The following is a 24,772-nucleotide window of genomic DNA, read 5'->3' on the forward strand; positions in this document are numbered from 1 at the left end:
TCCTCCCAGCCCGCGGCCCGTCGCTCGGGTGCGATCCGTCACGGACGGCCCGTGCGCCCCCGCCTCACGGGCCGCGGGTGACGGATCGGTCCGCCGGAGCGAGGGCCCCGTCGACGAGTCCGACGACGCGGTCGGCGTCGGCCAGCACGGCGGGGTCGTGCGAGACGCAGACCACCGTCGCGCCGCGGTCCGCCTCCGCGCGCAGGACCGACCGGATCCGCTCCGCACTCGCCGAGTCGAGGCCGGTGGTGGGCTCGTCCAGGAGCAGCAGGCCGGCCCCGCGGGCGAGCCCCTGGGCGAGGAGCGCCCGCTGCCGCTGACCGCCGGAGAGCACCGCGAAGGGCTCCCGGGCGAGCGCGGCGATCTCCATCCGCTCGAGCGCAGTGGCGATCGCGTCCGCCGCGCGCGCGTCGCTGCGGCGGAGGCGGCCGAGCCGACCCCAGGTGCCCACCGCGACCACGTCGCGCACCGTCACCGGGAGGCGGTCCGGGATCGACGCCCGCTGCGGCACGAAGGCGATCGCTCCGGTGACGTCCCGCGTGCCGGACGTCAGTGGACGCACTCCCGCGATCACCTCCAGGAGCGTCGACTTGCCGGCGCCGTTCGGCCCGGCGATCACGGTCAGCGAGCGCGCGGCGACGTCGAGATCGACCCCCGCGAGAGCGCGGCGGGAGCCGAAGTCGACGTGAGCGCCTCGGAGGCGGACCGGGGGCTCGGGCGGGGGTGAGACGTCCATCCCGACGAGCGTACAGCAGTGATAACTGTTCTCATTATCGTGTACGGTCGGGCACCATGCTCAGCCTCCTCGCCGGAATCCTCGAGCCGTTCGCTCTCGACTTCCTCCAGCGCGCCCTCCTCGGCGGCGTCCTCGTCGCGGTCCTCTGCGGCGTCGTCGGCACCTGGGTGGTCCTCCGCGGGATGGCCTTCCTCGGCGAGGCGCTCGCCCACGGGATGCTCCCCGGCGTCGCCCTCGCGACGGTGCTCGGCGCGCCCGTCCTCGTGGGCGGCGCAGCCAGCGCGGTGCTGATGAGCCTCGGCATCGCGGCCCTGCAGCGGCGCGGACGACTGTCCTACGACACCAGCATCGGCCTGCTCTTCGTCGCCATGCTGGCGCTGGGGGTCATCGTGATCTCGCACTCGGGCAGCTTCGCCACGGACGCGACCTCGATCCTCTTCGGCGACATCCTCGCGATCACTCCCGTCGACATCGGGCTGCTCGCCGCCGCCGCCGGAGTCGGCCTCCTCGTCGCAGCGGCCTTCCACCGCCCGCTCGTCGCCCTGGCGCTGGATCCGCGCATCGCCGCGGTGCTCGGCCTCGGTCCGCGCTCGGCTCAGGCCGCGCTGGTCGGCCTGGTGACCCTCGCCGTCGTCGCCTCCTACCAGGCGGTCGGCTCGCTCCTCGTCGTCGGGCTCCTGCTGGCTCCCGCGGTGGCCGCCGGTCACTGGACCACGCGCATCCCGACCCGGATGCTGCTCGCGTCGATCCTCGGCGCGGCCTCCGTGCTCGTCGGCCTGCTCGTCTCCTGGCACGCGGCCACGGCCGCGGGCGCCTCGGTCGCCGGCACGGCCATCGCGGTCGCCGCGGTGTCCTGGGCGGTCCGCTCGGCCGCGTCGGCCCTCGCGTCCCGGTCGGGCCCTCAGCCGGTCGCCGCATGAGGCCCTGCCGGCACCGCTCCTCCCCCGCTCACCCTCGAAAGGACTCCGTGCACTCCCGAACCACCGCCTCCACCGTCCTCCTGGGCGCTCTCGCGCTGGGCCTGGCCGCCTGCTCGACCGATGCCTCCGCGCCGGCCGCGGACGACACGGGCTCCGGCCACGGCGCCGTCGCGAACGCCGCCGAGCTCGCCGAGCCGCGCCTGGGGCTGACGTCGATCGACCCGTCGGGCGCCGTGTCGCACCTCGACCTCCTCGACGAGACGGTCACCGGCCTCGGCACCATCGGCGCACCGAGCGCGATGACGACCGACGGCCGCTACCTCTTCGCCCAGACCGATGCGGGCGTCGAGATCGTCGACAGCGGCGTGTGGACCTGGGACCACGTGGACCACTTCCACTACTACCGCGCGGACCCCCGCCTGATCGGCACGGTCGAGGGCTCCGGGACGGCCGTCGTCGCCACGACGAACCTCTCGACCACCGGCGGAACCGGACTCTTCTTCCCCGACTCCGGCGAGGCGGTCCTCCTCGACACCGAGGCGCTGTCGAAGGGGGCGATCGTCGAGCGGTTCCGGAAGGACGTCGAGCCCGGACCCGGGATGGTCGTGCCCGTCGGCTCGTCCGCTCTGGTGACCGAGGGGTCCGGATCCGGAGCGGCCGTCGCCGGCTACGACTCGGACGGCGAGCCGACGGGCCTCCGCGAGGCCTGCCCCGACCCCGCCGGGACGATCACCACCCGCGTCGGCGCCGTCATCGGCTGCTCCGACGGCGCACTCCTGGCGTCGATCGAGGACGAGGAGCTCATCGTCGAGCGGATCCCCTACCCCGCCGGCACCACCGCGCCACCCGCCGCCTCCTTCGACAACCGCGAGGGCCGCCCCACGGTCGCCGGCCTCGCCGGGGACGCGGGCATCTGGCTCCTCGACACCCGGGAGCGCTCCTGGAGCCTCCTCCCCTCTCCCGCCCCGCTGGCGCAGGTCACCGCGGTGGACGACGCGGACGAGACCGTCCTCGCCCTCGCCGCCGACGGCCGCGTGCTGGTGCTCGACGGCTCCGACGGTGCGGTCCTCGCCGAGACCGCGCCCCTCGTCGCGGACACGACCGCGGACGGCTCGCGGCCCGTCCTGATCGCCGACCAGCAGCGGGCCTACCTCAGCGCGCCCGCCGAGCGGAAGCTGCACGAGATCGACTACGCGGACGGCGCGCGCCTCGCCCGCACCTTCGAGACCGCCACCGAGCCGGCCTTCACGGCGGAGACGGGCCGATGAGGCGCCGCTGGGCCGTCGCGTCCGCCGCGGCGGTCCTGCTCCTGTCGGGCTGCACGTCCGCGGAGGAGGACGAGAGGCCCCTCGTCATCGTCTCCACCAACATCCTCGGCGACGTCGTGGGCGAGCTCGTCGGCGACGAGGCGCAGGTCGTCACGCTGATGAAGCCCGACGCCGACCCGCACTCCTTCGAGATCTCGGCGCAGGAGGCGGCGCGCCTGCGCTCCGCCGACCTCGTCGTCTCGAACGGCCTCGGACTCGAGGAGGGCCTGCAGCAGCACCTCGACGAGGCCTCCGGTGAAGACGTCCCCGCGTTCGTCGCCGGCGACGCCGTTGACGTCCTCGACTACAGCGAGGGCGACGCGGAGGGGAGCCCGGACTCGCACTTCTGGACGGACCCCGGCCGGATGATCGACGTCGTCGACTCCCTCGGGCCCGTGCTCGCCGCGCTCGACGGCGTCGATCCGGCCGCCGTCCGGGACCGGACGGCCGGCTACCGCGCCGAGCTCGAGCGGCTCGACTCCGAGATGGCCGCGGCGTTCGCCGCGATCCCCGCCGAGCGCCGCGCCCTCGTCACCAACCACCACGTCTTCGGGTACCTCGCCGACCGCTTCGACTTCGACGTCGTCGGCGCCGTCATCCCGGGAGGCACGACCCTCGCGGCGCCGTCCGCCTCCGACCTCGCCGATCTCGTCGACGCGGTCGAGCAGACCGGCGTCCCCACGATCTTCGCGGAGTCCTCGTCTCCCGACCGCCTGGTCCAGGCGCTGGCGAGCGAGGCCGACATCCGCGTGGAGGTGGTCGAGCTGTTCACGGAGTCCCTGACGGGGCCCGAGGGCGGCGCTCCCGACTACCTCGCCATGATGCGCGTCAACACGCAGCGCATCGCCACCGGGCTCTCCCCGTGAGCCCTCCGATCCACCACCAGGAAGAAGAAGCACCCATGCAGAATCCGCACGTCCGGCGGGCGGGCCTCGGCCTGATCGCCGCCTGCTCGATCACGGTCCTCGCGGCCTGCTCGTCGAGCTCGACCCCGGCCGCCGAGTCCTCGGCGTCCACCGCACCGGCCACCGAGGCCGCGGCGGCCGCCGGCGCCCGCGTCGCCGTCGCCTACGAGGGCGGCATCCTCGTCCTCGACGGCGAGACCCTCGAGACCGTCGCGGACATGGACTCCGAGGAGTTCACCCGCCTCAACCCCGCCGGCGACGACCGCCACGTCATGGTCACCATGAGCGAGGGGTTCCAGCTCCTCGACACCGCCGCCGGCACCGGCGGCGAGCCGGAGCTGACGGACATCGTCTTCCCCGCGGACACCCCGGGCCACGTCGTCCGGCACGCCGGGAAGACCGTCCTCTACGCCGACGGCACGAGCGACACGACCGTCCTCGAGACCGCCGACCTGGCGTCCTCGGACGGGATGCCCGAGACCGAGACCATCCCGGGAGTCGAGGCGCACCACGGCGTCTCGATCGTCCTCGAGGACGGCACCTTCCTCACCACGGTCGGTGATGCCGACGGGCGCAACGGCATCGAGGTGCGCGACGCCTCCGGCGCCGTGACGGCCACGAACGACCAGTGCCCCGGAGTCCACGGAGAGGGCACGGCCGAGAACGAGGTCGTCGTCTTCGGCTGCGAGAACGGCGCCCTGGTCTACGACGGCGGCGAGATCACGAAGCTCGAGGCTCCGGACCAGCCGTACGGCCGCATGGGCAACGCCTGGGTCAGCGAGACCAGCCCGATCATCGTCGGCGACTACAAGGACGACCGCGACGCCGAGGGCTACCTCCTGCACCGCGTGGCGCTGATCGACACCGAGGCGAAGACCCTCGACGTCGTCGACCTGCCCGAGGGCGTCGAGTACACCTTCCGCGGCGTCGCCCGCGGCCCCGACGACCTGGCGTACATGATCGCCTCGGACGGCGCGATCCACGTCCTCGACCCCGAGACCGGCGAGCTGACCGCCTCCTACCCCGTCGTCGACGCCTGGGAGAGCCCGGTCGAGTGGCAGGACCCGCACCCCGCGATCACGGTCGCCGGGGACATCGCCTACGTGACCGACCCGGCCGCCGACAGCATCCACGCCGTCGACCTCACCACGGGAGAGGTCGTCGCCACGGGCGAGCTCGACGTCACGCCGAACGAGATCGCCGTCGCCGCGAGCTGACCATCGGCACGGAGGAGGGGCGCGGGGCCGTGGGCTCCGCGCCCCTCCTGTTCACCTCGAGGGGCCAGGATCTCCGCATGACGACCGACTTCGATCTCGACCAGGTGGTGCGCGACGTGACCGCGAACGTGCGCAAGAAGTTCCCCGACCACTCCGAGGAGCAGGTCGCGCCGCTCGTGCGCGAGGAGCTCGCGGACCTGCAGGACCGGCCCGTGCAGGACTACCTGACGGTGCTCACGGAGCGAGCGGTCAAGCGCCGCCTCAAGCGCGAGGCGCGCGGGGAGTAGACCGGGTCAGGCGAGCGCCCGCTCGATCGACGCCCGCAGCGCCGGAGCCGGCCGGAGCGCGCCCGCCTCCTCCGCTTCGAGGAGCGCCTGCGCGTCCGCCGGGCTGTGCTCGCGGTACCAGCGGTCGACCGGGACGCCGTGCCCGGGCCGGCTCAGCACCTCGACGGCGTCGCCCGCCTCCACCGATCCGCGGTGCAGCACCCGCAGGTACGCGCCGGTGCGCCCCTCGTCGGCGAAGCGCTTCACCCACTGGGGCTCTCCGAGGGCCCGTTGGAACGTCGCGCACGGCGTCCGCGGCATCGTCACCTCGACCTCGACCGCCTCGCCGATCCGCCAGCGCTCGCCGATCACGGCTCCGCTCACGTCGAGGCCCGCGATCCGCAGGTTCTCGCCGAACATCCCCGCGGCCACCGGCCGCCCCAGGCGCTCCGCCCACCAGACCGCGTCCTCGTCGGAGTAGGCGTAGAGCGCCTTGTCGAGGCCGCCGTGGTGCGCGCGATCGGCCTGCACGTCGCCGTAGAGGCCCAAGTCGCGCACTCCGACGGGACCCTCGACCGGCCGCTTGTCGATCGCGGTCACGCCGACCGTGCCGGAGTCGGGCAGGAGGCGGGCGACGCGGCACACGGCGAGCAGGCGGGGCATGCCGCCATGGTGCCAGCACTAGGCTCGCCGCGTGCGCGACGCGACCGCTCCTCCCCGGCTCGACCCCCTCCTCCTCGACGGCCTCGCCGAGGGGTACGCCGGGGACACGGGCGCCCGGGAGCACGCCGAAGGACTGCGCTTCGCCGGCACCGACCTCACCGGCGCCGATCTCACCGCGGCCTCCTTCAGCGAGTGCGTGCTGGAGGGAGTGGTCCTGGACGGCGCCCAGCTGCGGGCCGCGTCGATCGCGGAGTCGCGGCTCGAGCGGCTGGACGTCCCCGGGCTCTCGGCGCCGCGGAGCCGGCTCCGATCCGTCGAGCTGCTCGCCTCGCGGCTCGGCTCGGCCGAGCTCTACGAGAGCACCTGGGAGCAGGTGCGCGTGGCCGACTGCAAGCTCGGCTACCTGAACCTCCGCGGAGCCGCGGTGCGCGACGTGCTGCTCGAGCGCTGCACGATCGACGAGCTCGACCTGGCGGGTGCGACCGGCACGCGGCTGCGCCTGGTCGACTGCGACGTCCGCTCCCTCGATCTCTCCCGGGCCCGGATCGAGCACCTCGATCTGCGCGGCGCCGAGCTGCACGTGCTCACCGGGCTGGACGGCCTCCGCGGCGCCACCCTCTCCGAGCTGCAGCTCAGCCTGCTGCTGCCGCTGTTCGCGGAGCACTTCGGGGTGCGGGTGGGCTGAGCCGCCGGTCCGCCTAGCGCCGGCGGGCGATCAGCCGCGTCAGAGCGCGGCGGCCGAGGAGGAACACGGCCAGCACGACGGCCGTCACGATCACGAAGCTCCACTGCACGCCCTGCCCGGAGGCGATCCGCAGGAGCATCCCGCCCGCGACGGTCACCGCCCAGACGACGAGCCCAGCGGGCACGATCCGGTCCGGGGAGCGCCACGAGCGCGTGACGACCCAGCCGAGCAGGAGCGCCGCCAGGAACGGCCAGAGCGTGGTGAGCAGGCCGATCAGCGCCGACCCCTCGTCGTGGCTCCCGCGGCCGATCAGCACGAAGACCAGGACGAGCACGGCGTCGAGGGCGAGGCCGAGCCCCGCGTGCCGGGTCATGCGGGCTCCGTCACGAAGTCGATGAGCTGCTCGACCCGGCCCAGCAGCGCCGGCTCCAGGTCCTGGAAGGTCCGCACCCGGCCGAGGATGCGCTGCCAGGCGCGCGCGATGTCGGCCTGCTCCTCGTGCGGCCAGCCGAGCGCCTCGCAGATCCCGTGCTTCCACTCGGTGCCGCGCGGGATCTCGGGCCAGCGCTCCAGGCCGATCCGGCCGGGCTTCACGGCCTGCCAGACGTCGATGTAGGGGTGGCCGACGACGAGGACGTGGGCGCCGTGCGGACCGGCGGCGACCTGGTCGGCGATCCGCGACTCCTTCGAGCCGCGCACCAGGTGGTCGACGAGCACGCCGATGCGGCGCCCCGGACCGGGCCGGAACCCGCGCACCAGCTCGTCGAGGTTGTCGACGCCCTCGATGTACTCGACGACGACGCCCTCGACCCGCAGGTCGTGGCCCCAGACCTTCTCGACCAGCTCTGCGTCGTGCCGGCCCTCGACGTAGATGCGGCTGGGCAGGGCGACCCGCGCCTTCGCGTCGGCGACGTGGAAGGAGCCGGAGGCGGAGCGCGCGCGACCGAGGCCGGCGTCGCGCTTCAGCCCGGGCGCCTTGAGCGACACGGGCTTCCCCTCGAGGAGGAACCCGGGCCCCAGCGGGAACACGCGGACCTTGCCGAACCGGTCCTCCAGCCGCACCATCCGCAGCTCCACTCCGAGCACGGCGCCCACGAAGCCGGAGGCGACCTCCTCGACCACCAGATCGCGCTCGGCCTCGACCACCGCCACCTCGACCCTGCCGCGGGCGCGCCAGTCGCCGGCGAGCACGTCCTGCCCGTACCTGTCCTCGTCCATCGCACCGAGGGTAGCTGGAGGCGCGCGGGGCGCCGCGCGGACACGGCGCATGCACCTCTGCTTACATGAGCAGATGACCGAGGACCTCGAACCCGCCGCCGAGCTCTTCAAGGTGCTGTCCTCCTCCTCCCGGCTGCGCCTGCTCCGGGCCCTCGCCGAGGAGACGTCGACGGTCGGGCGGCTGGCCGAGGTGACCGGGCTCTCGCAGCCGCTGGTCTCGCAGCACCTGCGGATGCTCCGCACCGCCGGGCTGGTCGCGGTCGAGCGCGTGGGCCGTGAGGCGCACTACTCCGTCGCAGACACCCACGTCACGCACATCGTCGACGACGCTGTCCGGCACGCCCTCGAGGGGTGACCTCCGTCCTTGTCGGGAACGATGATCGCTCTCGATTAGGCGCATCCATTGCAATGCGTTTATGGATCTGGTCGACTGGAGCCCGTCGCGTCCGCGGCCCCCGCATCCGGAAAGGCAGCACCATGAGCACCACCGATCTCCACGCCGAGCACCCCGTCACCGAGCACGAGCACGGCGAGGGCTGCGGCCACCCGGCCGTGCAGCACGAGGACCACGTCGACTACGTCCACGGCACGCACCACCACGCCCTGCACGGCGACCACTACGACGAGCACGAGTCGGAAGCCGAGCACTCGACCGCCGACCACGAGCACGGCGACGCCTGCGGCCACGAGACCGTGCAGCACGACGACCACGTGGACTTCGTCCACGACGGCCACAAGCACGCCGCTCACGCCGGCCACTACGACGAGCACTGAGGCCGTGCGCGACGGGAGGGCTCGCACCCTCCCGTCGGCGCTCAGCCCTGACGGGCCTTGAAGCGCGGGTTCGGCTTGTTGATCACGAAGACGCGGCCCCGGCGGCGGACCACCTGCGAGCCGGGCTGCGCCTTCATCGACCTGAGGGAGTTGCGGACCTTCACGGATGCTCCTGTCGTTAATGAGAACTGTTATCGATAGAGTAGCGGTCCATGGAGCCCCACCACCCCGCACCCCCCGTCCTCGCCGTCACCCTCGTCAGCGCGACCGACCCCCGGGACGCCGGGCGGACCGCCGCGCTCCTCGCCGGCAGGCCCGAGTCCCGGATCGCCTTCGAGGTCGATCCGCCCGGCGCCGACGGTCCCGCTCTCGCCGAGGAGCTCCACCGGCGCCTCGCGGCCGACGCCGACGACGGCCACCGCGGTCACACGGTCGTCGCCCTCGATGGCCAGGCCGACCCGCTCGAGATCGGACTCGTGCTCGAGCACCTCTGCGCGCAGCGGCATCCCGCCGACACCCGCATCGCGATCCTCGACGTGGTCGCCGTGACGTCGACGGAGGAGATCCTGCGCGTGCTCTGCGGCGGCGCGGGCCCCTCCTTCGACTCGGCGGAGCGCCTCGCCGCCCGCCTGGAGTTCTCGAGCCTCATCGCCCTCGCCGAGCCCCTCTCCGAGAGCGACCCCGAGCGGACCGCACTCGTCCGCGACCTCCTGCGAGCACTCGCCCCCACCGCCGATCTCCTCCCCGCCGGTGAGCTCCCGGCGGCGCCACGGAGGCTCCACCCCCGGCGCGCGCACGCGATCGCCTCCTCGATGGGCTGGCAGTGCGCCCTCAACGGGACCTCGCGGCGCCGCGCCTCGGGCACGACCGTCGAGGAGTTCGCGTTCCGCGATCCGCTGCCCTTCCACCCCGGCCGCCTGAGCGCGGCGGTCCACGGGGAGCTGGTGGCGGAGAAGGTGGGCCGCATCCTCCGCTCCCGCGGCCTGGTGCGCCTGGCGACACGCGCCGACCGGGTCGGCTCGTGGTCGGTCGCGGGCGACGTGCTGACGCTGGACCCGACCAGCCTGCTCAGCTGGGACGAGGACGCGCCCCTCGGCCAGGAGCTCGCCTTCTTCGGGACGGGCCTGGACACCGGGAGGCTGACCGCCGTCCTGCAGAGCTGCCTGCTCACCCCCGAGGAGCTGCTGGCCGGCCCCGCCGCCTGGGCGGAGTACGCGGACCCCTTCCCGCGCTGGGTGGACGAGCACCGGCACTGAGCCGGGCGTCCTCTGCCGCGCGGGACTCGACGAGAGCGACCCGCCGAGGACACCATTAGGCGAATGGTCCTCCGAGCGCGCCATCGGACTTCTGGAACCCGCCCGATCATTGATGATCTGCGATAACCCTGCAATTGTGACTGGTGTCAAAGATGACGTTGAGAGAAGGAGATGTTCTTGCCAGGCGCCAGAAGATCGGTTCGAGCGCTGCTCATGGGCACCGTACTTGCTTTCACTTCATTGGTCGCGACACCTGCGACGGCCGATCCGGGAGTCGTCACAGCGACCCGAACAGCAGAATCGACAGTGCAATCTTTCGGCTTGCTCACGCCTATCGCCGCGTCCAGTGAACGCGCCGCTCGACTAAGCTCCGAATCAGAGCACCCGGAGCCGAGCGGCTCCCTCTCGACGAAGTCCGGCCTCACGGTCGAATACAGGAACCACAGCGTCGGCATCACTCCGGGAACCGCTGTCCGATCGGCGAGCGTCGGGCCTTCAGGCGCGCTCGTCTACAACATGAGCGACTCCTACGATTACGCGTTCACAGGGGCAGGCCATGTTCTCAATGCGGGCTTTGCTCTCATCAAGGACCAGGCAGCCCCATCTGATTACAGATTCGACGTGACCGTGGATGGAGAACCCGCCATCCTTGAGTTCATCGACCACTCGGTTGCGGTGAAGGATTCACACTGACGGACCGTCAACTTCATAAATCCGGCCTGGGCCTCAGATTCCACCGGCGCTCCTGTCAGGACCAGTTTCTCGATCGACGGCGGCACGCTGGTGCAGAGAGTGCATCACACGGGCGCATCCTATCCCGTGGTCGCCGACCCCAGCCTCGCCTGTGACATCGCATTCTGTACAATCATGCTCAACAGAACCGAGACGAAAACCGCGTCGCAATCTACCGCAGCAGCGGCAGGATTACTGTGCGGATCAATGACGGCCGCATTCGCCCCCCTCGGAGCGGTGTGCGGCGCTTACGGCGCCGTATTCCACGTCGCCGCGGTTCAAGCGAACAACTCTGGCCAGCGCCTCGGCGCACGCTACCTCACTATAGGTGGCTCTCTGCACCCGGTCATCCAGCGCTGTTAGAGCGCGCGAAGAACAGCGAAGGAGATTCAATGGCCTCTGATCACGATCTCAGGCGGGCGATGCGCCGAGAATTGCGCAATCCCATCCTTGGAGGATTGGCGCTTCTGCTGTTCGGCGGTACAGCGGTTCTATTGCTTCTGTTCTGGTTCACCGATGCACGCGCCGTTCTCACGCCCTTCGTCGGGCCTGGAACGGGACTGGTCCTCACTGCTTTTACCGTGGAGGTAGCTCGACGCGCTAGGAGGCGCATGCGCGCGGAGGAGCGGGAGAGCTGACCTCGGAGCCTCGATCGACGGAGATTCTCGTCGCGCCATTGAGCGGCGAAAATCTCCGTCGCCGGTGGAGGACATTCCGTGTCTGACCAGCCCGGCCGGTATACGCCAACCGGAGTCGAACGATCGGACTATCCAATTTGGGATGCAACCGACCTCTACGGCAAACGAAGAGTGATCGACGGAGGGGACGCAGCGCGGCCGTCCACCGTGCGGAGACGACGGGCGACCGCAGCGCCGACGGGCTCCGGGACGCACGGAGCCGACCGTGCGCCGGGAGTGTGACGCGCGGAGGCTCCCTCCGGGCGGCGGGTGAGTAGGCTGACCGGACAGCACGTGCTCCGGGGTCGGTGGGAATTCCGAACCGGCGGTCACAGTCCGCGAGCCGCAGCCCCTCGAGAGGGGCGGCGGTTGACCTGGTGGAACTCCAGGACCGACGGTGAAAGTCCGGAGGAGAGGCAGCACGAGCGTCGCGCATCACCGCGCGATGCTGAGCGACGGTGCCCGCGCACCGTCGATCGAGACCCCGGAGTTCGGCGACGAACGGAAGAACCGGGAATGACGATCGACTACGAGCACGCGATGCGCCGGGCGCTGGCGCTCGCCGAGCGCGGGCCCGCCCGCGGACCCAACCCGCGCGTGGGCTGCGTGATCCTCGCGCCCGACGGCACCGTCCTCGGCGAGGGCTGGCACCACGGAGCCGGCACCGCGCACGCCGAGGTCGACGCCCTGTCGCACGTCGCGGCGGGCGCCGCCGAGGGCGCGACGGCCGTCGTCTCGCTCGAGCCGTGCGACCACACAGGGCGCACGGGTCCCTGCAGCCGCGCCCTGATCGAGGCGGGCGTCTCCCGCGTCGTCTACGCCGTGCCGGACCCGGGCGAGCGCTCGGCCGGCGGCGGTCGCACCCTCCGCGAGGCCGGCGTCGAGGTGATCGAGGGCGTGCTCGCCGAGGAGGGAGAGCAGTTCCTCCACCCGTGGCTCACCGCGACCCGCCTGCACCGCCCCTTCGTCACGCTCAAGTGGGCCTCGACCCTCGACGGCCGCACCGCGGCGGCGGACGGCAGCAGCCGCTGGATCACCGGAGCGCCGGCCCGGCAGCGCGTGCACGAGCAGCGTGCCGCGCACGACGCGATCCTCGTCGGCACCGGGACCGTCCTCGCCGACGATCCCGCGCTCACCGCCCGCGGCGACGGAGGCGAGCTCCTCGCCCACCAGCCGGTGCCCGTCGTCGTCGGCACGCGCCCCGTGCCGCCAGGCGCCCGCCTGCACGAGCACCCCCGCGCCGTCGTGGTCGAGCGCACCCGCGACCTCGCCGCGGTCCTCGCGCACCTCTACTCCGCCGAGATCCGCAGCGTCTACGTCGAGGCCGGACCGACCCTCGCCTCCGCGCTCGTCGCCGCCGGACTGGTCGACGAGTACCTCGTGTTCCTCGCGCCCGCGCTCCTCGGCGGCCCCCGCCTCGCGCTCGGCGACCTCGGCGTGGAGAGCATCGGCGGGGCCCGGCGCCTCTCCCTCCGCTCGGTCGAGATCCTCGGCGACGACCTCCTCGTGACCGCGCGCCCCGACGTCCTCCCCGCGGGCGGTGCCGGCACCCCGGCCCGCCTCCCCCACGCCCTGCAGATGGAGACCCACTGATGTTCACCGGAATCATCGAGGAGAAGGGCGTCGTGACCGCTGTCGAGGCGGGCGCCGACGCGATCCGCCTCAGCATCCGCGGGCCCCTCGCCGTCGAGGGCGTGCGGCACGGCGACTCGATCGCGGTCTCGGGCGTCTGCCTCACCGTGGTCGAGCACACCGACCAGGGCTTCACCGCCGATGTCATGGCGCAGACCCTGCGGATGTCGACCCTCGACACCGTGGGCGTCGGCGACCCTGTGAACCTCGAGCGCGCCGCGCTGGTCGGCGACCGGCTCGGCGGCCACATCGTCCAGGGCCACATCGACGGCACGGCGACGCTGCTCGCGATCGCACCGGGCGAGGCCTGGCGGGTGCTGCGGTTCTCGCTGCCGACCGGCATCGCTCCGCTCGTCGTCGACAAGGGCTCGATCGCGGTGGACGGCGTCTCGCTGACCGTCTCGGCGATCAGCCCCGCCGCCGAGCCGGAGCAGTGGTTCGAGGTCTCGCTGATCCCCGAGACGCTCGCCGTCACCACGCTGGGCGCGCGCGCGATCGGCGATCAGGTCAACATCGAGACCGACGTCCTGGCCCGCCACGTCGAGCGGATGCTCGCACTGCGCTCGATCGCGGAGGCCCGCTCATGAGCCTCGCCACCATCCCCGAGGCCGTCGAGGCGCTGCGCGCCGGGCGCCCGATCATCGTCGCGGACGACGAGGGCCGCGAGAACGAGGGCGACGTCATCGTCTCGGCCCAGCTCGCCAGCCAGGAGACGATCGCCTGGATGGTCCGCCACTCCTCCGGGTTCATCTGCGCGCCGATGACAAACGAGATCGCCGACCGCCTCGCCCTGCCGCTGATGGTGGTCGAGAACGAGGACCCGCGCGGCACCGCCTATACGCTGTCCGTCGACGCGGCCGACCGGCTCTCCACCGGCATCAGCGCCTCCGACCGCGCGCACACCCTCCGCGTGCTGGCCGACCCCGAGGCGACCCCCTCCCGCCTGAACCGCCCCGGCCACATCCTGCCGCTGCGCGCCGTCGACGGCGGCGTGCGCGAGCGCGACGGGCACACGGAGGCGGCGGTCGACCTGATGAAGCTCGCCGGCCTGTACCCCGTGGGCGCGATCTCCGAGATCGTCGCCGAGGACGGCGAGATGATGCGGCTGCCCGGCCTGATCGCCCTCGGCGAGCGCGAGGGCGTGCCGGTGACCACGGTCGCGGCCCTCATCGCGTATCTGCAGGAGTTCCACTGCGACGCGGAGGTGCCCGTCACGGTCGCGGTCCCGGAGAGCGCGCGGGTGAGCTTCGAGGTCGAGACCACGGTGCCGACCACCCACGGCCCGTTCCGGATCCGCGCCTACCGCGACCGGCAGACCGGAGCGGATCACGTCGCGATCCTCGCGGGAGAGGTCGCCGCGGGGCGGCCCGCCCTGGTGCGCGTGCACTCCGAGTGCCTGACCGGCGAGGCCTTCGGCTCGCTGAAGTGCGAGTGCGGGCCCCAGCTCGACGCCGCCCTCGACACGATCCAGCGGGACGGCGGCGTCGTCGTCTACCTCCGCGGTCACGAGGGCCGGGGCATCGGCCTGATCAACAAGCTGCGCGCCTACCGCCTGCAGGAGGACGGCCTCGACACCCTCGACGCGAACCTCGCCCTCGGGCTCCCCGCCGACGCGCGGGACTACGGAGCGGCGGTCGGGATCCTCGAGGACCTCGGCCTCACCGAGGTGCGCCTGCTCACCAACAACCCCGAGAAGGTCCGTCAGCTCACCGACCGCGGCATCGTCGTCGCCGAGCGCGTGCCGCTCGTCGTCGGAGTCGGCGCCTTCAACGAGGGCTACCTCGAGACCAAGCGCGACCGCATGGGCCACACCCTCGACAGCGTCCTCGACCACGACCCCCTCGACGCCGGGATCTCCGGCCTCGCCCTCGACGCCGGGATCGCCGGCGCCACCACGAAGGAGTAGCAATGGCCGGTAGCGGCGCCCCCACCACCTCCCCTCTCGACGGCGCGGGACTGCGCGTCGTCGTCATCGCGGGCACCTGGCACGAGCAGATCAGCGACGGCCTGATCGCCGGAGCGGGCCGAGCCCTCGACGAGGCCGGAGCGTCCTGGTCGCTCGTGCGCGTGCCCGGCTCGTTCGAGCTGCCCGTCGCCTCGAAGGCGGCCCTGGAGGCGGGGGCCGACGCGGTCGTCGCCCTCGGCGTGATCATCCGCGGCGGCACCCCGCACTTCGAGTACGTCTCGGACGCCGCCACCTCCGGGCTCACCACCGTCTCGATCCTGACCGGCAAGCCGGTTGGCTTCGGCGTGCTCACCCTCGACACCGAGCAGCAGGGCATCGATCGCGCGGGCCTTCCCGGCTCGAAGGAGGACAAGGGGCGCGAGGCGGCCGAGGCGGCGGTCTCGACCGCTCTGCTCCTCCGCTCGCTGCGCGGCTGAACCACTGCGGGCGGCCCCCGTCCTGGGGCCGCCCGCACACGAACCTGGGAGAACACGGAGTAAAGTGGGGTCACGAGCGACCCCTCTCTCCTCCCCCTCGCCTCAGCGGCCCGCGACGCCCGATCGACGCCCCGCCCCGCCGGCTCGGGGGGAGCCGCCGTCCACACGGAGCCCCTCCCTCATGTCTTCTCCCGCCGTCTCCGACGCGCCAGCAGCCGCCCCGCAGAACTCCCGCGGCCGCGTCATCCTCGCCAGCCTCATCGGCACGTCGATCGAGTTCTACGACTTCTACGCCTACGCGACCGCCGCCGTCCTGGTCTTCCCGTCGCTCTTCTTCGTCAACGAGGACCCGGCCACGGCCCTCCTCGCCTCCTTCGCCGTCTTCGGCGTCGCGTTCATCGCGCGCCCGATCGGGTCGATCATCTTCGGCCACTTCGGCGACCGCGTCGGCCGCAAGGGCACCCTCGTCGCCTCGCTGCTCACCATGGGCGTCGCGACCTTCCTGATCGGCTGCCTACCCACCGCGCTCACGCCCGGCTGGGAGTTCCTCGCTCCGTTCCTGCTCGTGGTGATGCGCTTCTGCCAGGGCCTCGGCCTCGGCGGCGAGTGGTCCGGAGCCGCGCTGCTCGCGACCGAGAACGCACCGGCCGGCAAGCGCGCCATCTACGGCACCTTCCCGCAGCTGGGCGCACCGATCGGCTTCATCGTCGCCAACGTCCTGTTCCTGGTGCTCGCGAGCACGATGAGCGACGAGACGTTCGCGGCCTGGGGCTGGCGCGTGCCGTTCCTGGCGAGCGCCGTGCTCGTGATCATCGGGCTCTACGTGCGGTTCAAGCTCGTCGAGACGCCCGCGTTCCAGAAGGTCGTCGAGAAGGGCGAGGTCGCCAAGCTGCCCCTCGCCCGCGTCTTCGTCACCAGCTGGCGCCCGCTCATCCTGGGCACCTTCATCATGCTGGCGACCTACGTGCTCTTCTACCTGATGACCACGTTCACGCTGACCTACGGCACCTCGCCCGTCGACGGCGCGGTTCCGGGCCTCGGCTACACGCGCAACGACTTCCTCGTCATGCTGATCGTCGGCGTCGTGTTCTTCGGGATCTTCACGCTCGTCTCCGGCCCGCTCGCGGAGCGCTTCGGCCGCCGGCGCACGCTGCTCGTGGTGACCGCGGCGATCCTCGTCTTCGGCCTGCTCTTCGTGCCCCTGTTCAGCGCCGGCTTCGCGGGCGTCATGGCGGTCCTGATCCTCGGCTTCACGCTGATGGGCCTGACCTTCGGCCCGATGGGCGCCGTCCTCCCCGAGCTGTTCCCGACCAACGTCCGCTACACCGGCTCGGCGATGGCGTACAACCTCGCATCGATCCTCGGAGCGGCCCTCGCGCCGATCATCGCGGTCGCGCTGTGGAGGGCGGCGGGCGGCAGCACCGTGCTGGTCGGCCTCTACCTCAGCGCAGCGGCCGTGCTGACGCTGATCGCGCTCCTGCTCTCCAAGGAGACGAAGAACGCGTCGTACCACGACAACGTCTCGTAGGACTCCCTGCAGAGGACGGCCCGACGGGATCCCCCGGCGGGCCGTCCGCGTCTCCGCTCCCTCCCTGAGCACCGGGCCCGCCCTCTGGCGGCCTGCTCGCAGCGACGACGGGGCAGAATGGACGGCGATGAGCACCACCACCTCCCGGCGCGGCGGACGACGACCCTCCCGCGACGACGGACCCCGCGCCTCCTTCTCGCAGCTCGTGCCCTACCTGCTCGAGCACCGCGGCATCCTCTCGGTCGTCGTGGTCCTCAGCCTGTTCGGAGCGGCGGCGAGCCTCGGCCAGCCCCTGCTCGTCGGCCAGGTCATCACCCGGGTCCAGTCCGGTCTCGATCTCGGCCCGCTGGTGTGGGCCCTCGTCGGCCTGGTCGTGGCCTCCGGGCTGATCTCGGGCTTCGCGCACTACCTGCTCCAGCGCACCGGCGAGGGGATCGTGCTCTCGAGCCGCCGCCGCCTCGTCGCGCGGCTGCTGCGCCTCCCCATTCGGGAGTTCGACGCGCGCCGCACCGGCGACCTCGTCTCGCGCGTCGGCTCCGACTCCACGCTCCTGCGCGCGGTGCTGACCCAGGGGCTCGTCGACTCGATCGCGGGCTCCCTCGTCTTCGTCGGCGCGATCATCGCGATGGCCGTCATCGACTGGGTGCTGCTGCTGATCATCGTGGCGGTGGTGGCGGTGGCCCTCGGGCTCGCGCTGACCCTCGGCCGCGGCATCCGCACCGCCAGCCGCAAGGCGCAGGAGAAGGTCGGCGATCTGGCCGCGGCCGTCGAGCGCGCCATCAGCGCCGTCCGGACGATCCGTGCCGCCGGAGCCACCGACCGTGAGATCGCGGTCGTCGACCAGCACGCGACGGAGGCGTACCGCCTCGGGATCCGCGTCGCGCACGTCTCGGCCCTCGTGGTGCCGGTGGCCGGGATCGCCATGCAGGTCGCCTTCCTCGCCGTCCTCGGCGTCGGCGGCTACCGCGTCGCGTCCGGCGCGATCGACATCGCCCAGCTGGTCTCGTTCATCCTCTTCCTCTTCATGATGGTGATGCCGCTCGGCAACTTCATCGGCGCCATCACCTCGGTGAACTCGGCGCTGGGCGCCCTCGGCCGCATCCAGGAGATCATCGATCTGCCGATCGAGGGCGACGGCGACGCCTCCGCGGGCGGCCTCGGCGCCGGCGTGGCGGAGGAGGCCATCTCCTTCGAGGACGTGGTGTTCTCCTACGAGGAGGGCGCCGTGTCCGACGCGGCGGCCGTAGCGGACGAGCGCGACCGCACCGTCCTGCGCGGCGTCTCCTTCACCGTGCCGCGCGGCAAGCGCACCGCCCTGGTCGGGCCGTCGGGAGCGGGCAAGAGCACGATCCTCGCCCTCATCGAGCGGTTCTACGACCCGGAGGCCGGCGTCGTCCGACTCGGCGGTGTCGACATCACGGCCATCGACCGCGACGCGCTCCGCGCGCAGATCGGCTACGTCGAGCAGGACGCCCCGGTCCTGGCCGGCACCATCCGCGAGAACCTCGTCCTCGGCCGCCCCGACGCCGACGACGCCGACTGCCTCCGGGTGCTCGAGGCGGTGAACCTGACCGACGTGCTCGAGCGCAACCCGCTCGGCCTGCACGCGCCGGTGGGCGAGAGCGGAGTGATGCTCTCGGGCGGTGAGCGTCAGCGCCTCGCGATCGGCCGCGCGCTCCTGGCGGCCCCGCCGATCCTGCTGCTGGACGAGTCCACGTCGAGCCTCGACGGACTCAACGAGCAGCGCCTGCGCCTGGCGATCGACGCGGTCGCCGAGAACCGGACCCTGCTGGTGATCGCGCACCGCCTGTCGACGGTGGTCGATTCCGACCGCATCGTCGTGCTGCAGAAGGGCGAGGTCGTGGGAGTCGGCACCCACTCCGAGCTCGTCGAGTCGACGCCGCTCTACCGGGACCTCGCCAAGCACCAGCTGCTCGTCTGACGGACGCCGCAGCGGCGTCTCGCGACCGCCGCTGCCTCATGCCGGTCGACCAGCCGCGCAGCGGCGTGTCGAGACGCCCGCACGTCTCGCCCGGCAGCCTGCGCCCGCTCGTCCCTCAGCGCGGCGGCAGCCGCAGAGCCCCGTCGAGCCGGATGGTCTCGCCGTTGATCATGGGGTTCTCGACGATGTGCCGCACCAGGGCCGCGAACTCCTCGGGGCGTCCGAGGCGGGCCGGATGCGGCGTCGCCGAGCCGAGCGCCTCGCGGGCCCTGTCCGGCAGCCCGGCGAGCAGGGGCGTGTCGAACGTGCCCGGTGCGATCGACACCACGCGCACGAGCCGGGCCGCGAGCTCGCGCGCGAGCGGCAGGGTCATCGCCGCCACGGCTCCCTTCGACGCGGCGTAGGCCGCCTGTCCGATCTGCCCCTCGAAGGCGGCGACGGAGGCGGTCGTGACCAGGACTCCCCGCTCCCCATCGATCGGCTCCCGCTCGGCGATCGACGCCGCGGCGAGGCGCAGCACGTTGAGCGTCCCGGTCGTGTTGATCCGCAGCACCCGGTCGAACTGCTCGAGCGGCAGTGGCCCGTCGCGTCCGAGCAGCCGCCCGGGTGTGGCCACGCCCGCACAGCTCACGGCGACGCGCAGCTCCCCCGCCGCCCCCACGGCGCGCGAGACGGCGTCCGGATCGAGGACGTCCCCGGCGATCAGCTGCACGGAGGCGGGCAGACGCGCGGCCTCCACCGCGTTCGGCAGATCGAGCACGACCACGTGCGCTCCTGCGGCGTCGAGCGCCGTCGCCGTCGCGGCTCCCAGTCCGGATGCTCCCCCCGCGATCAGCGCGGACGTCCCCTCGAGTCGCACGGTCAGCCCGCCGGAGCGGGGGTGGAGTCGGCGTCGGGCTCGTCGGTCGGCTCGCTGCCGGGCTCCCCCGTCGGATCACTGCTCGGCTCTCCGGACGCGAGCGCCTGCGCCGAGCAGTCGGTCAGGGTGGCGTCGTAGGCGTCACGGGCGCGCTGCGCCGCCAGGCGGACCTCCTCCTCCGCGAGCGGGCTCGCGAGCGGCGGCCGGTCGCTCAGGCCGTAGCGGGCGAGGCAGTCGCTGATCAGGCGGGTCATGCGCGCGCCGCTCTCGGGATCGGCTGTGCCGGTGGGCGTCTGGGCGCCGGTCGCGACGGAGCCGGAGTCGCGGACGGTTCCGTCCGGCACCTCCGCGGCGGGACCGGAGCAGGCGGTGAGGCTCAGTGCGAGCGCGACTCCGACGAGCAGCGCGACGGGCGGGCGGAGCGTCGTGCGCAGGAGCATGGACGACCTCGTTCGTGACGGCTGCGGGCAGGAGTGCGGCCACGGTAGCGCAGTCGATGCTTCCGGCGAGCGCTGGGCGCGCTCTCAGGTCTCAGTGGCACCCCCAACGGGGCACAGGCGCACCTCTCAGGAGGGCTCGGCGAGCGCCCACATCGCGACCGCCGACGCCGCAGCGACGTTGAGCGAGTCGATCCCGTGCCGCATCGGGATCTGGACGGCGACATCGGCGGCGGCGAGCGCTTCGGCGGTGAGACCCTGCCCCTCGGTGCCGAGCACGAGGGCGACGCGCTCCGGAGCGCGGGCGGCGAAGTCCCGCAGGGGCACCGCCTCCGGGGTCAGAGCCATCGCCGCGATCGTGAAGCCCGCTCCGTGCAGGAGCCGCTGCGTCGACGGCCAGTCGCCGACGCGCGTCCAGGGCACCTGGAGGACCGTTCCCATGCTCACGCGGATGGCGCGGCGGTAGTACGGATCGGAGCAGCGCGGCGTCACCAGCACCGCATCGGCTCCGATGGCCCCGACGGAGCGGAAGATCGCGCCGACGTTGGTCGGGTCGACCACGTCCTCGAGCACGACGACGCGGCGCGCTCCCGCGAGCAGGCCGGCCGGGTCGGGCAGCACGGGCCGGTCCATCGCCGCGATCAGACCGCGGTGCAGGGTGTACCCGGTGAGCTCGGCCAGGAGCTCACCCGGGCCCGTGAAGACGGGCACGTCGAAGCGGCCGACCAGGCGCTCGGCCTCGCCGGCCGAACCGCCGAGGGCGAGCACCGAGCGCGGCCGGTGCCCGGCGGCGATCGCGCGCTCGAGCACGAGCGCCGACTCCGCGATGTACAGGCCGTGCGGGCCGCGGGCGTTCTTCAGCGCGACGTCGGTCGCGTGCGCGTAGTCGCGCAGCCGCGGGTCGTCGAGCGCGGTGACCTCGATCCGCTCCACCGGATCAGGCGAAGGGGTCGGGGGTGAGCGTGTACTTGGTGCTGAGGTACTCGTGGATCCCCTCGAGTCCGCCCTCGCGGCCGAGGCCCGACTGCTTCACCCCGCCGAAGGGCGCCGCCGCGTTCGACACCACGCCGACGTTGAGGCCCATCATCCCGGTGGCGAGCCGCTCGATCATCCGCTGACCGCGGGCGAGATCGCGCGTGAAGACGTAGGACACCAATCCGTACTCGGTGTCGTTGGCGAGCGCGACGGCGTCGTCCTCGTCGGTGAACGGCACGATCGCGAGGACCGGACCGAAGATCTCGGTGCGCAGGATCTCGCTCTCCCGGTCGACCGCCGCGAGCACGGTCGGCCGGTAGAAGTGGCCGGCCCCCTCGATCCGATCGCCGCCGGTGAGCAGGCGCGCGCCGCGGGAGACGGCGTCCTCCACCAGCGCGGACGCCTTCTCGACCGCGCGCTCGTCGATCAGCGGGCCGATGGTCACTCCGTCCTCGGTGCCGCGGCCGACGCGCAGAGCGCGCACGCGCTCCACGATCCGCGCGGCGAACTCCTCGGCGATCGACTCGTGCACGAAGAAGCGGTTGGCGGCCGTGCAGGCCTGGCCGATGTTGCGGAACTTCGCGAGCATCGCGCCCTCGACCGCCCGGTCGAGGTCGGCGTCCTCGAACACGACGAAGGGCGCGTTGCCGCCCAGCTCCATCGAGGTCCGCAGCACGTTCTCGGACGCCTGCTGCAGCAGCGTGCGCCCGACGGGAGTGGAGCCGGTGAAGGACACCTTCCGCAGGCGGGGATCCGACAGGATCGGAGCCGACACGGCTCCCGCCGAGGACGTGGTGACCACGTTGAGCACGCCGTCGGGGAGCCCCGCCTCGGCGAGCAGCGCCGCGAAGGCGAGCGTGGTGAGCGGAGTGAGCTCGGCCGGCTTCACGACGACGGTGCAGCCCGCCGCCAGCGCCGGAGCGATCTTCCGCGTCGCCATCGCGAGCGGGAAGTTCCAGGGGGTGATCAGGTAGCAGGGGCCCACCGGGTGCTGCGAGACGATCATCCGGCCGCTGCCCTCGGGCGAGACGCCGTAGCGTCCGCTGATGCGCACCGCCTCCTCGCTGAACCAGCGGAGGAACTCGCCGCCGTACACGACCTCGCCCCTCGCCTCCGCGACCGGCTTGCCCATCTCGAGCGCCATCAGGAGCGCGAACTCCTCGGTGCGCTCCTGCAGGAGGTCGAACGCCCGCCGGAGGATCTCGCCCCGCTGCCGCGGCGCCGTCGCGCCCCACGACGGACCGGCGGCGACGGCGGCGTCGAGCGCCCGGACCCCGTCCTCCGGAGTCGCGTCGGCGATCGAGACCAGGACCGCTCCGGTGGCCGGGTCCTCGACGTCGATCGAGCCGCCGCCGGAGGCGTCCACCCACTCACCGCCGATCAGCAACTGCGTGGGGATGCGGGCGAGCAGAGCGGTCTCGGCGGCGCGGGACGCGACGGAATCAGCCACAGGAGGGAACCACTTCTTCGGATCAGAGCGCGCAGACCGCGCCAGGAGGAGCTTCTCGTCCTCCCAGTGTAGGACGGGCGATCGCTCCGGGGGCGGGGTCGCCGGGAGCCGCGAGGACCTGCGCCTCCGTGAGCCCTGTGGAGGGACGAGCCCTCAGACGGACCGCTCGACGCGGATTCCCGCCTCCGTGAGCTCGCGCAGCGCCGCGGTACTCGCCTCCTCGGAGACGCCCGCGACCAGGTCCTCGAGCACGCGGACCTCGAGCCCCGCCCGTCGCGCGTCGAGTGCCGAGGCGCGCACGCAGTGGTCGGTCGCGAGTCCCACGACGTCGAGCGCGGTGACGCCCCGCTCTGCGAGCACGGCGCCGAGCTCCTCGCCCGCCTCCGTCGTGCCCTCGAAGGCCGAGTAGGAGGGACGGCCCTGTCCCTTGAGGATCTGCACGTCGATCCGAGCGGTGTCCAGGGCCGGGTGGAACCGCGCGCCGTCCGTGCCGGCGACGCAGTGGACGGGCCAGCTGTCGACGAAGTCCGGCTCCACCGCGAAGTGGCCGCCGTTGTCGGAGTCGCCCTCGTGCCAGTCGCGGGAGGCCAGCACCGCGGAGTACCGGTCGGCGTGCGCCGCCAGATGCGCGGTGATGCCCTGGGCGACGGCCGCGCCGCCTGTGACGGCGAGCGCGCCGCCCTCGGTGAAGTCGTTCTGCACGTCGACGATCAGGAGTGCGGTGGTCATCGTGGGCCTTCCGGGAGGAGGTGGCGAGGAGGAGCGGGAGGTCGACCCGCCCGCGTCAGGAATCGGAGAGCGAGGATCCGCAGCGGTAGACACCCGTCACGAGAGTGTCGATCGCGGTCTTCGCCGAGTCGGAGACGTCGCCGAGAGCGTAGACCGCGAAGGTCAGCTCGGTGCCGTCCGCCGCGGTGACCACGCCGGCCAGGGTGTAGCCGGTGTCGATCCAGCCCGTCTTCGCCCGCACCGCGCCGTCGGCCGCGGCGTTGTCGCCGGCGAAGCGGTCGGAGTAGGAGAGCGAGCCCGTCCGGCCCGACACCGGCAGGCCGTCCAGGAGGATCCCCAGCTGCCCCTCGCGGGCCTGCACCTTCCGGAGCAGCTCGGTGAAGTACGCCGGCGCGACCGCGTTGTCGTCGCTCAGGCCGGAGCCGTCGACGATCGCGATCCCGGACGTGTCGACGCCGTAACCGGCGAGCCCCTGCAGCACACCGGCCTGCTCGGCAGCGAAGTCGCTGCCCGCGCCGGTGCGGATCGCGACGAGCCGCGCGAGCATCTCGGCGATCGCATTGTCGGAGACGAGCAGCATCTGCTGCACGAGCGTGCCGACCGGAGCCGACTCCACCGTGCCGAGAACCGCGGCGCCCGCGGGAGCGGTCCCGGTGGAGACCACGGGCGAGCCGTCCAGCTCGTCGGCGAACGCCTCTCCGGCCCGGCCGACCGGATCCGTGCCGCGCTCGGAGGTCGAGGCCGTGGGGTCCTCGCGATCGCCGTCCACCTGGAGCGCCGTGATCTCGGGCATGTAGCCGTCGACCTGCTCCTTGCGGTTCCAGCTCGGCTGCCAGGTCTCGCCCGAGTAGAGGGAGGAGTCGAGCACCAGCGACGTGATCGGCGTCCCGGCGGTGGACGGGTCCGCCTCCCAGGCGCTCTCGACCTGCGCCGCGAGGTCGTCGAGGTGGGCCGCTCCGGCGTAGGTCGACTCCCGGCCGGTCGGGAGCCGGGTCAGGGTGAGGTCTCCCCCGCCGACGAGGACGACGCTTCCGGGCTCGCTCCCGCGGACCACGGTGGTGGCGATGCGCGTGTCCGGGCCGAGGACCGCGAGCGCCGACGCGGCCGTCAGGATCTTGAGGGCGGAGGCGGTGCGGGACGCGGTCCCGCCTTCGCGGTCGAACAGGACCTCGCCCGTCGCGGCGTCGACCACACGCGCCTGCATCGAGCCCAGGCGCGGGTCGGCGGCGAGCCCCGCCACCGAACAGGTGCGGAGCGCCTCGGCCGCCGCTTCGGCGGTGGGCCGCGCCGTGGCCGTCGGCGTCGGTGCGGGAGTCGCGGTGGCGGTCGGGGTCGAGGCGACGGGCAGCGCCCCGGGCTCCGCGGCGCTGCCGAGGGCCGTCCCCACGCCGAAGGCGCCGCCACCGAGCACGGCGGCCACGAGCACCGCGGCGACCACGAGAGTGCGGCGACGGCGGGGAGGAGGCGAGTCGGTCATCCGCA

28 protein-coding genes and 1 riboswitch are annotated in these 24,772 nt (G+C 72.9%); of the genes, 17 read left to right on the forward strand and 11 right to left on the reverse strand.

Going from position 1 to position 24,772, the window contains the following annotated elements; all coding sequences use genetic code 11:
* Positions 1-64: 64 nt before the first annotated feature.
* Positions 65-736 carry a zinc ABC transporter ATP-binding protein AztA gene (aztA, locus tag C5B95_RS08550; RefSeq protein ID WP_104325685.1) on the reverse strand — a complete coding sequence of 224 codons (672 nt, stop codon included), beginning with the start codon at positions 734-736 and terminating at the stop codon, positions 65-67.
* Between the two features lie 56 nt (positions 737-792).
* Here aztA and aztB point away from each other — a divergent pair, with 56 nt between their 5' ends.
* The 5 genes from aztB to C5B95_RS08575 all read left to right on the forward strand — a co-directional run bounded on the left by aztB (position 793) and on the right by C5B95_RS08575 (position 5,372).
* Positions 793-1,656, forward strand: a complete 864-nt coding sequence (gene aztB, locus C5B95_RS08555; RefSeq protein ID WP_104233709.1) for a zinc ABC transporter permease AztB — start codon at positions 793-795, stop codon at positions 1,654-1,656.
* Positions 1,657-1,703: 47 nt separating this feature from the next.
* A complete protein-coding gene (locus C5B95_RS08560; protein ID WP_104250618.1) occupies positions 1,704-2,924 on the forward strand; it encodes an ABC transporter in 1,221 nt (406 codons plus the stop codon).
* Positions 2,921-3,829, forward strand: a complete 909-nt coding sequence (gene aztC, locus C5B95_RS08565; protein WP_104267523.1) for a zinc ABC transporter substrate-binding protein AztC — start codon at positions 2,921-2,923, stop codon at positions 3,827-3,829. The genes C5B95_RS08560 and aztC overlap by 4 nt, the downstream gene beginning before the upstream one ends.
* 35 nt (positions 3,830-3,864) lie before the next feature.
* Positions 3,865-5,085 (forward strand): zinc metallochaperone AztD, encoded by a 1,221-nt coding sequence (aztD, locus tag C5B95_RS08570; RefSeq protein WP_104262880.1) that lies wholly within the window; start codon positions 3,865-3,867, stop codon positions 5,083-5,085.
* Positions 5,086-5,162: 77 nt separating this feature from the next.
* A complete protein-coding gene (locus C5B95_RS08575; RefSeq protein WP_104262881.1) occupies positions 5,163-5,372 on the forward strand; it encodes a three-helix bundle dimerization domain-containing protein in 210 nt (69 codons plus the stop codon).
* A 6-nt stretch (positions 5,373-5,378) separates the two neighbouring features.
* On the opposite strand, the gene C5B95_RS08580 is transcribed toward C5B95_RS08575, so the two are convergent.
* A complete protein-coding gene (locus C5B95_RS08580; RefSeq protein WP_104255826.1) occupies positions 5,379-6,014 on the reverse strand; it encodes an MOSC domain-containing protein in 636 nt (211 codons plus the stop codon).
* A 31-nt stretch (positions 6,015-6,045) separates the two neighbouring features.
* On the opposite strand from C5B95_RS08580, the gene C5B95_RS08585 reads away from it, so the two are divergent.
* Complete coding sequence (locus C5B95_RS08585; protein WP_104233714.1) at positions 6,046-6,699, forward strand: pentapeptide repeat-containing protein; 654 nt, start codon at positions 6,046-6,048, stop codon at positions 6,697-6,699.
* 13 nt (positions 6,700-6,712) lie between these two features.
* Here the strand turns inward: C5B95_RS08585 and C5B95_RS08590 are convergent, their stop codons facing one another.
* Both C5B95_RS08590 and C5B95_RS08595 read right to left on the reverse strand, forming a co-directional pair.
* A complete protein-coding gene (locus tag C5B95_RS08590) occupies positions 6,713-7,072 on the reverse strand; it encodes a DUF3054 domain-containing protein (RefSeq protein ID WP_104233715.1) in 360 nt (119 codons plus the stop codon).
* Entirely contained in the window at positions 7,069-7,917 is an 849-nt protein-coding gene (locus tag C5B95_RS08595) for a DUF3097 domain-containing protein (protein ID WP_104237706.1), read from the reverse strand. Before C5B95_RS08595 ends, C5B95_RS08590 begins: the two co-directional genes overlap by 4 nt.
* A 73-nt stretch (positions 7,918-7,990) precedes the next feature.
* On the opposite strand from C5B95_RS08595, the gene C5B95_RS08600 reads away from it, so the two are divergent.
* A complete protein-coding gene (locus C5B95_RS08600) occupies positions 7,991-8,272 on the forward strand; it encodes a helix-turn-helix transcriptional regulator (RefSeq protein ID WP_104222235.1) in 282 nt (93 codons plus the stop codon).
* A gap of 122 nt (positions 8,273-8,394) precedes the next feature.
* Positions 8,395-8,691 (forward strand): hypothetical protein, encoded by a 297-nt coding sequence (locus tag C5B95_RS17855; RefSeq protein WP_104222233.1) that lies wholly within the window; start codon positions 8,395-8,397, stop codon positions 8,689-8,691.
* A gap of 41 nt (positions 8,692-8,732) precedes the next feature.
* Here the strand turns inward: C5B95_RS17855 and ykgO are convergent, their stop codons facing one another.
* On the reverse strand, positions 8,733-8,855 hold the full coding sequence (ykgO, locus tag C5B95_RS08610; protein ID WP_104348941.1) for a type B 50S ribosomal protein L36: 123 nt from the start codon (positions 8,853-8,855) through the stop codon (positions 8,733-8,735).
* A gap of 48 nt (positions 8,856-8,903) precedes the next feature.
* Here ykgO and C5B95_RS08615 point away from each other — a divergent pair, with 48 nt between their 5' ends.
* From C5B95_RS08615 to C5B95_RS08645, 9 genes are all read left to right on the forward strand, one after another.
* Positions 8,904-9,947 (forward strand): GTP-binding protein, encoded by a 1,044-nt coding sequence (locus C5B95_RS08615; RefSeq protein ID WP_104348942.1) that lies wholly within the window; start codon positions 8,904-8,906, stop codon positions 9,945-9,947.
* 213 nt (positions 9,948-10,160) lie between these two features.
* Positions 10,161-10,640: a hypothetical protein gene (locus C5B95_RS17175; RefSeq protein ID WP_146076547.1), complete on the forward strand. Its 480-nt coding sequence runs from the start codon at positions 10,161-10,163 to the stop codon at positions 10,638-10,640.
* A gap of 431 nt (positions 10,641-11,071) precedes the next feature.
* Positions 11,072-11,317, forward strand: a complete 246-nt coding sequence (locus tag C5B95_RS17180) for a hypothetical protein (protein WP_146076548.1) — start codon at positions 11,072-11,074, stop codon at positions 11,315-11,317.
* 331 nt (positions 11,318-11,648) lie between these two features.
* A riboswitch (FMN riboswitch) is annotated at positions 11,649-11,781 on the forward strand.
* A gap of 91 nt (positions 11,782-11,872) precedes the next feature.
* Positions 11,873-12,949 carry a bifunctional diaminohydroxyphosphoribosylaminopyrimidine deaminase/5-amino-6-(5-phosphoribosylamino)uracil reductase RibD gene (ribD, locus tag C5B95_RS08620; RefSeq protein ID WP_258059884.1) on the forward strand — a complete coding sequence of 359 codons (1,077 nt, stop codon included), beginning with the start codon at positions 11,873-11,875 and terminating at the stop codon, positions 12,947-12,949.
* On the forward strand, positions 12,949-13,575 hold the full coding sequence (locus C5B95_RS08625) for a riboflavin synthase (RefSeq protein WP_104233719.1): 627 nt from the start codon (positions 12,949-12,951) through the stop codon (positions 13,573-13,575). Before ribD ends, C5B95_RS08625 begins: the two co-directional genes overlap by 1 nt.
* Positions 13,572-14,894: a GTP cyclohydrolase II gene (gene ribA, locus C5B95_RS08630; RefSeq protein ID WP_104222225.1), complete on the forward strand. Its 1,323-nt coding sequence runs from the start codon at positions 13,572-13,574 to the stop codon at positions 14,892-14,894. The genes C5B95_RS08625 and ribA overlap by 4 nt, the downstream gene beginning before the upstream one ends.
* A gap of 2 nt (positions 14,895-14,896) precedes the next feature.
* Entirely contained in the window at positions 14,897-15,370 is a 474-nt protein-coding gene (gene ribH / locus C5B95_RS08635; RefSeq protein WP_104292283.1) for a 6,7-dimethyl-8-ribityllumazine synthase, read from the forward strand.
* A 181-nt stretch (positions 15,371-15,551) separates the two neighbouring features.
* Positions 15,552-16,898, forward strand: coding sequence for an MFS transporter (locus C5B95_RS08640; RefSeq protein WP_104222221.1), 1,347 nt, complete (start codon positions 15,552-15,554; stop codon positions 16,896-16,898).
* Positions 16,899-17,025: 127 nt separating this feature from the next.
* Positions 17,026-18,840, forward strand: coding sequence for an ABC transporter ATP-binding protein (locus tag C5B95_RS08645; RefSeq protein ID WP_104348943.1), 1,815 nt, complete (start codon positions 17,026-17,028; stop codon positions 18,838-18,840).
* A 115-nt stretch (positions 18,841-18,955) separates the two neighbouring features.
* Here C5B95_RS08645 and C5B95_RS08650 read toward each other — a convergent pair whose 3' ends face one another.
* The 6 genes from C5B95_RS08650 to dacB form a co-directional block, all read right to left on the reverse strand.
* Entirely contained in the window at positions 18,956-19,699 is a 744-nt protein-coding gene (locus C5B95_RS08650) for an SDR family NAD(P)-dependent oxidoreductase (RefSeq protein ID WP_104348944.1), read from the reverse strand.
* A gap of 2 nt (positions 19,700-19,701) precedes the next feature.
* On the reverse strand, positions 19,702-20,139 hold the full coding sequence (locus C5B95_RS08655) for a hypothetical protein (RefSeq protein WP_104348945.1): 438 nt from the start codon (positions 20,137-20,139) through the stop codon (positions 19,702-19,704).
* 126 nt (positions 20,140-20,265) lie between these two features.
* Positions 20,266-21,069, reverse strand: a complete 804-nt coding sequence (locus C5B95_RS08660) for an RNA methyltransferase (protein WP_104250606.1) — start codon at positions 21,067-21,069, stop codon at positions 20,266-20,268.
* A gap of 4 nt (positions 21,070-21,073) precedes the next feature.
* The gene (locus tag C5B95_RS08665; RefSeq protein ID WP_104348946.1) at positions 21,074-22,561 is read right to left on the reverse strand and encodes an NAD-dependent succinate-semialdehyde dehydrogenase; all 1,488 of its coding nucleotides are present in this window, start codon (positions 22,559-22,561) and stop codon (positions 21,074-21,076) included.
* 153 nt (positions 22,562-22,714) lie between these two features.
* Entirely contained in the window at positions 22,715-23,290 is a 576-nt protein-coding gene (locus C5B95_RS08670; protein WP_104348947.1) for a nicotinamidase, read from the reverse strand.
* Positions 23,291-23,345: 55 nt separating this feature from the next.
* The gene (dacB, locus tag C5B95_RS08675; protein ID WP_104348948.1) at positions 23,346-24,767 is read right to left on the reverse strand and encodes a D-alanyl-D-alanine carboxypeptidase/D-alanyl-D-alanine-endopeptidase; all 1,422 of its coding nucleotides are present in this window, start codon (positions 24,765-24,767) and stop codon (positions 23,346-23,348) included.
* Positions 24,768-24,772: the final 5 nt, after the last annotated feature.

The sequence above is a fragment of the Rathayibacter sp. AY1A7 genome, assembly GCF_002930845.1.
Taxonomy (GTDB): Bacteria; Actinomycetota; Actinomycetes; order Actinomycetales; family Microbacteriaceae; genus Rathayibacter.

Bases quoted from the DNA above. Each gene is read 5' to 3' on its own strand.
- aztA (WP_104325685.1), bottom strand. From the start codon at position 736: ATGGACGTCTCACCCCCGCCCGAGCCCCCGGTCCGCCTCCGAGGCGCT.
- aztB (WP_104233709.1), top strand. From the start codon at position 793: ATGCTCAGCCTCCTCGCCGGAATCCTCGAGCCGTTCGCTCTCGACTTC.
- aztC (WP_104267523.1), top strand. From the start codon at position 2,921: ATGAGGCGCCGCTGGGCCGTCGCGTCCGCCGCGGCGGTCCTGCTCCTG.
- aztD (WP_104262880.1), top strand. From the start codon at position 3,865: ATGCAGAATCCGCACGTCCGGCGGGCGGGCCTCGGCCTGATCGCCGCC.
- C5B95_RS08575 (WP_104262881.1), top strand. From the start codon at position 5,163: ATGACGACCGACTTCGATCTCGACCAGGTGGTGCGCGACGTGACCGCG.
- C5B95_RS08580 (WP_104255826.1), bottom strand. From the start codon at position 6,014: ATGCCCCGCCTGCTCGCCGTGTGCCGCGTCGCCCGCCTCCTGCCCGAC.
- C5B95_RS08590 (WP_104233715.1), bottom strand. From the start codon at position 7,072: ATGACCCGGCACGCGGGGCTCGGCCTCGCCCTCGACGCCGTGCTCGTC.
- C5B95_RS08595 (WP_104237706.1), bottom strand. From the start codon at position 7,917: ATGGACGAGGACAGGTACGGGCAGGACGTGCTCGCCGGCGACTGGCGC.
- C5B95_RS08600 (WP_104222235.1), top strand. From the start codon at position 7,991: ATGACCGAGGACCTCGAACCCGCCGCCGAGCTCTTCAAGGTGCTGTCC.
- C5B95_RS17855 (WP_104222233.1), top strand. From the start codon at position 8,395: ATGAGCACCACCGATCTCCACGCCGAGCACCCCGTCACCGAGCACGAG.
- C5B95_RS08615 (WP_104348942.1), top strand. From the start codon at position 8,904: ATGGAGCCCCACCACCCCGCACCCCCCGTCCTCGCCGTCACCCTCGTC.
- C5B95_RS17175 (WP_146076547.1), top strand. From the start codon at position 10,161: ATGGGCACCGTACTTGCTTTCACTTCATTGGTCGCGACACCTGCGACG.
- C5B95_RS17180 (WP_146076548.1), top strand. From the start codon at position 11,072: ATGGCCTCTGATCACGATCTCAGGCGGGCGATGCGCCGAGAATTGCGC.
- ribD (WP_258059884.1), top strand. From the start codon at position 11,873: ATGACGATCGACTACGAGCACGCGATGCGCCGGGCGCTGGCGCTCGCC.
- C5B95_RS08625 (WP_104233719.1), top strand. From the start codon at position 12,949: ATGTTCACCGGAATCATCGAGGAGAAGGGCGTCGTGACCGCTGTCGAG.
- ribA (WP_104222225.1), top strand. From the start codon at position 13,572: ATGAGCCTCGCCACCATCCCCGAGGCCGTCGAGGCGCTGCGCGCCGGG.
- ribH (WP_104292283.1), top strand. From the start codon at position 14,897: ATGGCCGGTAGCGGCGCCCCCACCACCTCCCCTCTCGACGGCGCGGGA.
- C5B95_RS08640 (WP_104222221.1), top strand. From the start codon at position 15,552: ATGTCTTCTCCCGCCGTCTCCGACGCGCCAGCAGCCGCCCCGCAGAAC.
- C5B95_RS08645 (WP_104348943.1), top strand. From the start codon at position 17,026: ATGAGCACCACCACCTCCCGGCGCGGCGGACGACGACCCTCCCGCGAC.
- C5B95_RS08655 (WP_104348945.1), bottom strand. From the start codon at position 20,139: ATGCTCCTGCGCACGACGCTCCGCCCGCCCGTCGCGCTGCTCGTCGGA.
- C5B95_RS08670 (WP_104348947.1), bottom strand. From the start codon at position 23,290: ATGACCACCGCACTCCTGATCGTCGACGTGCAGAACGACTTCACCGAG.
- dacB (WP_104348948.1), bottom strand. From the start codon at position 24,767: ATGACCGACTCGCCTCCTCCCCGCCGTCGCCGCACTCTCGTGGTCGCC.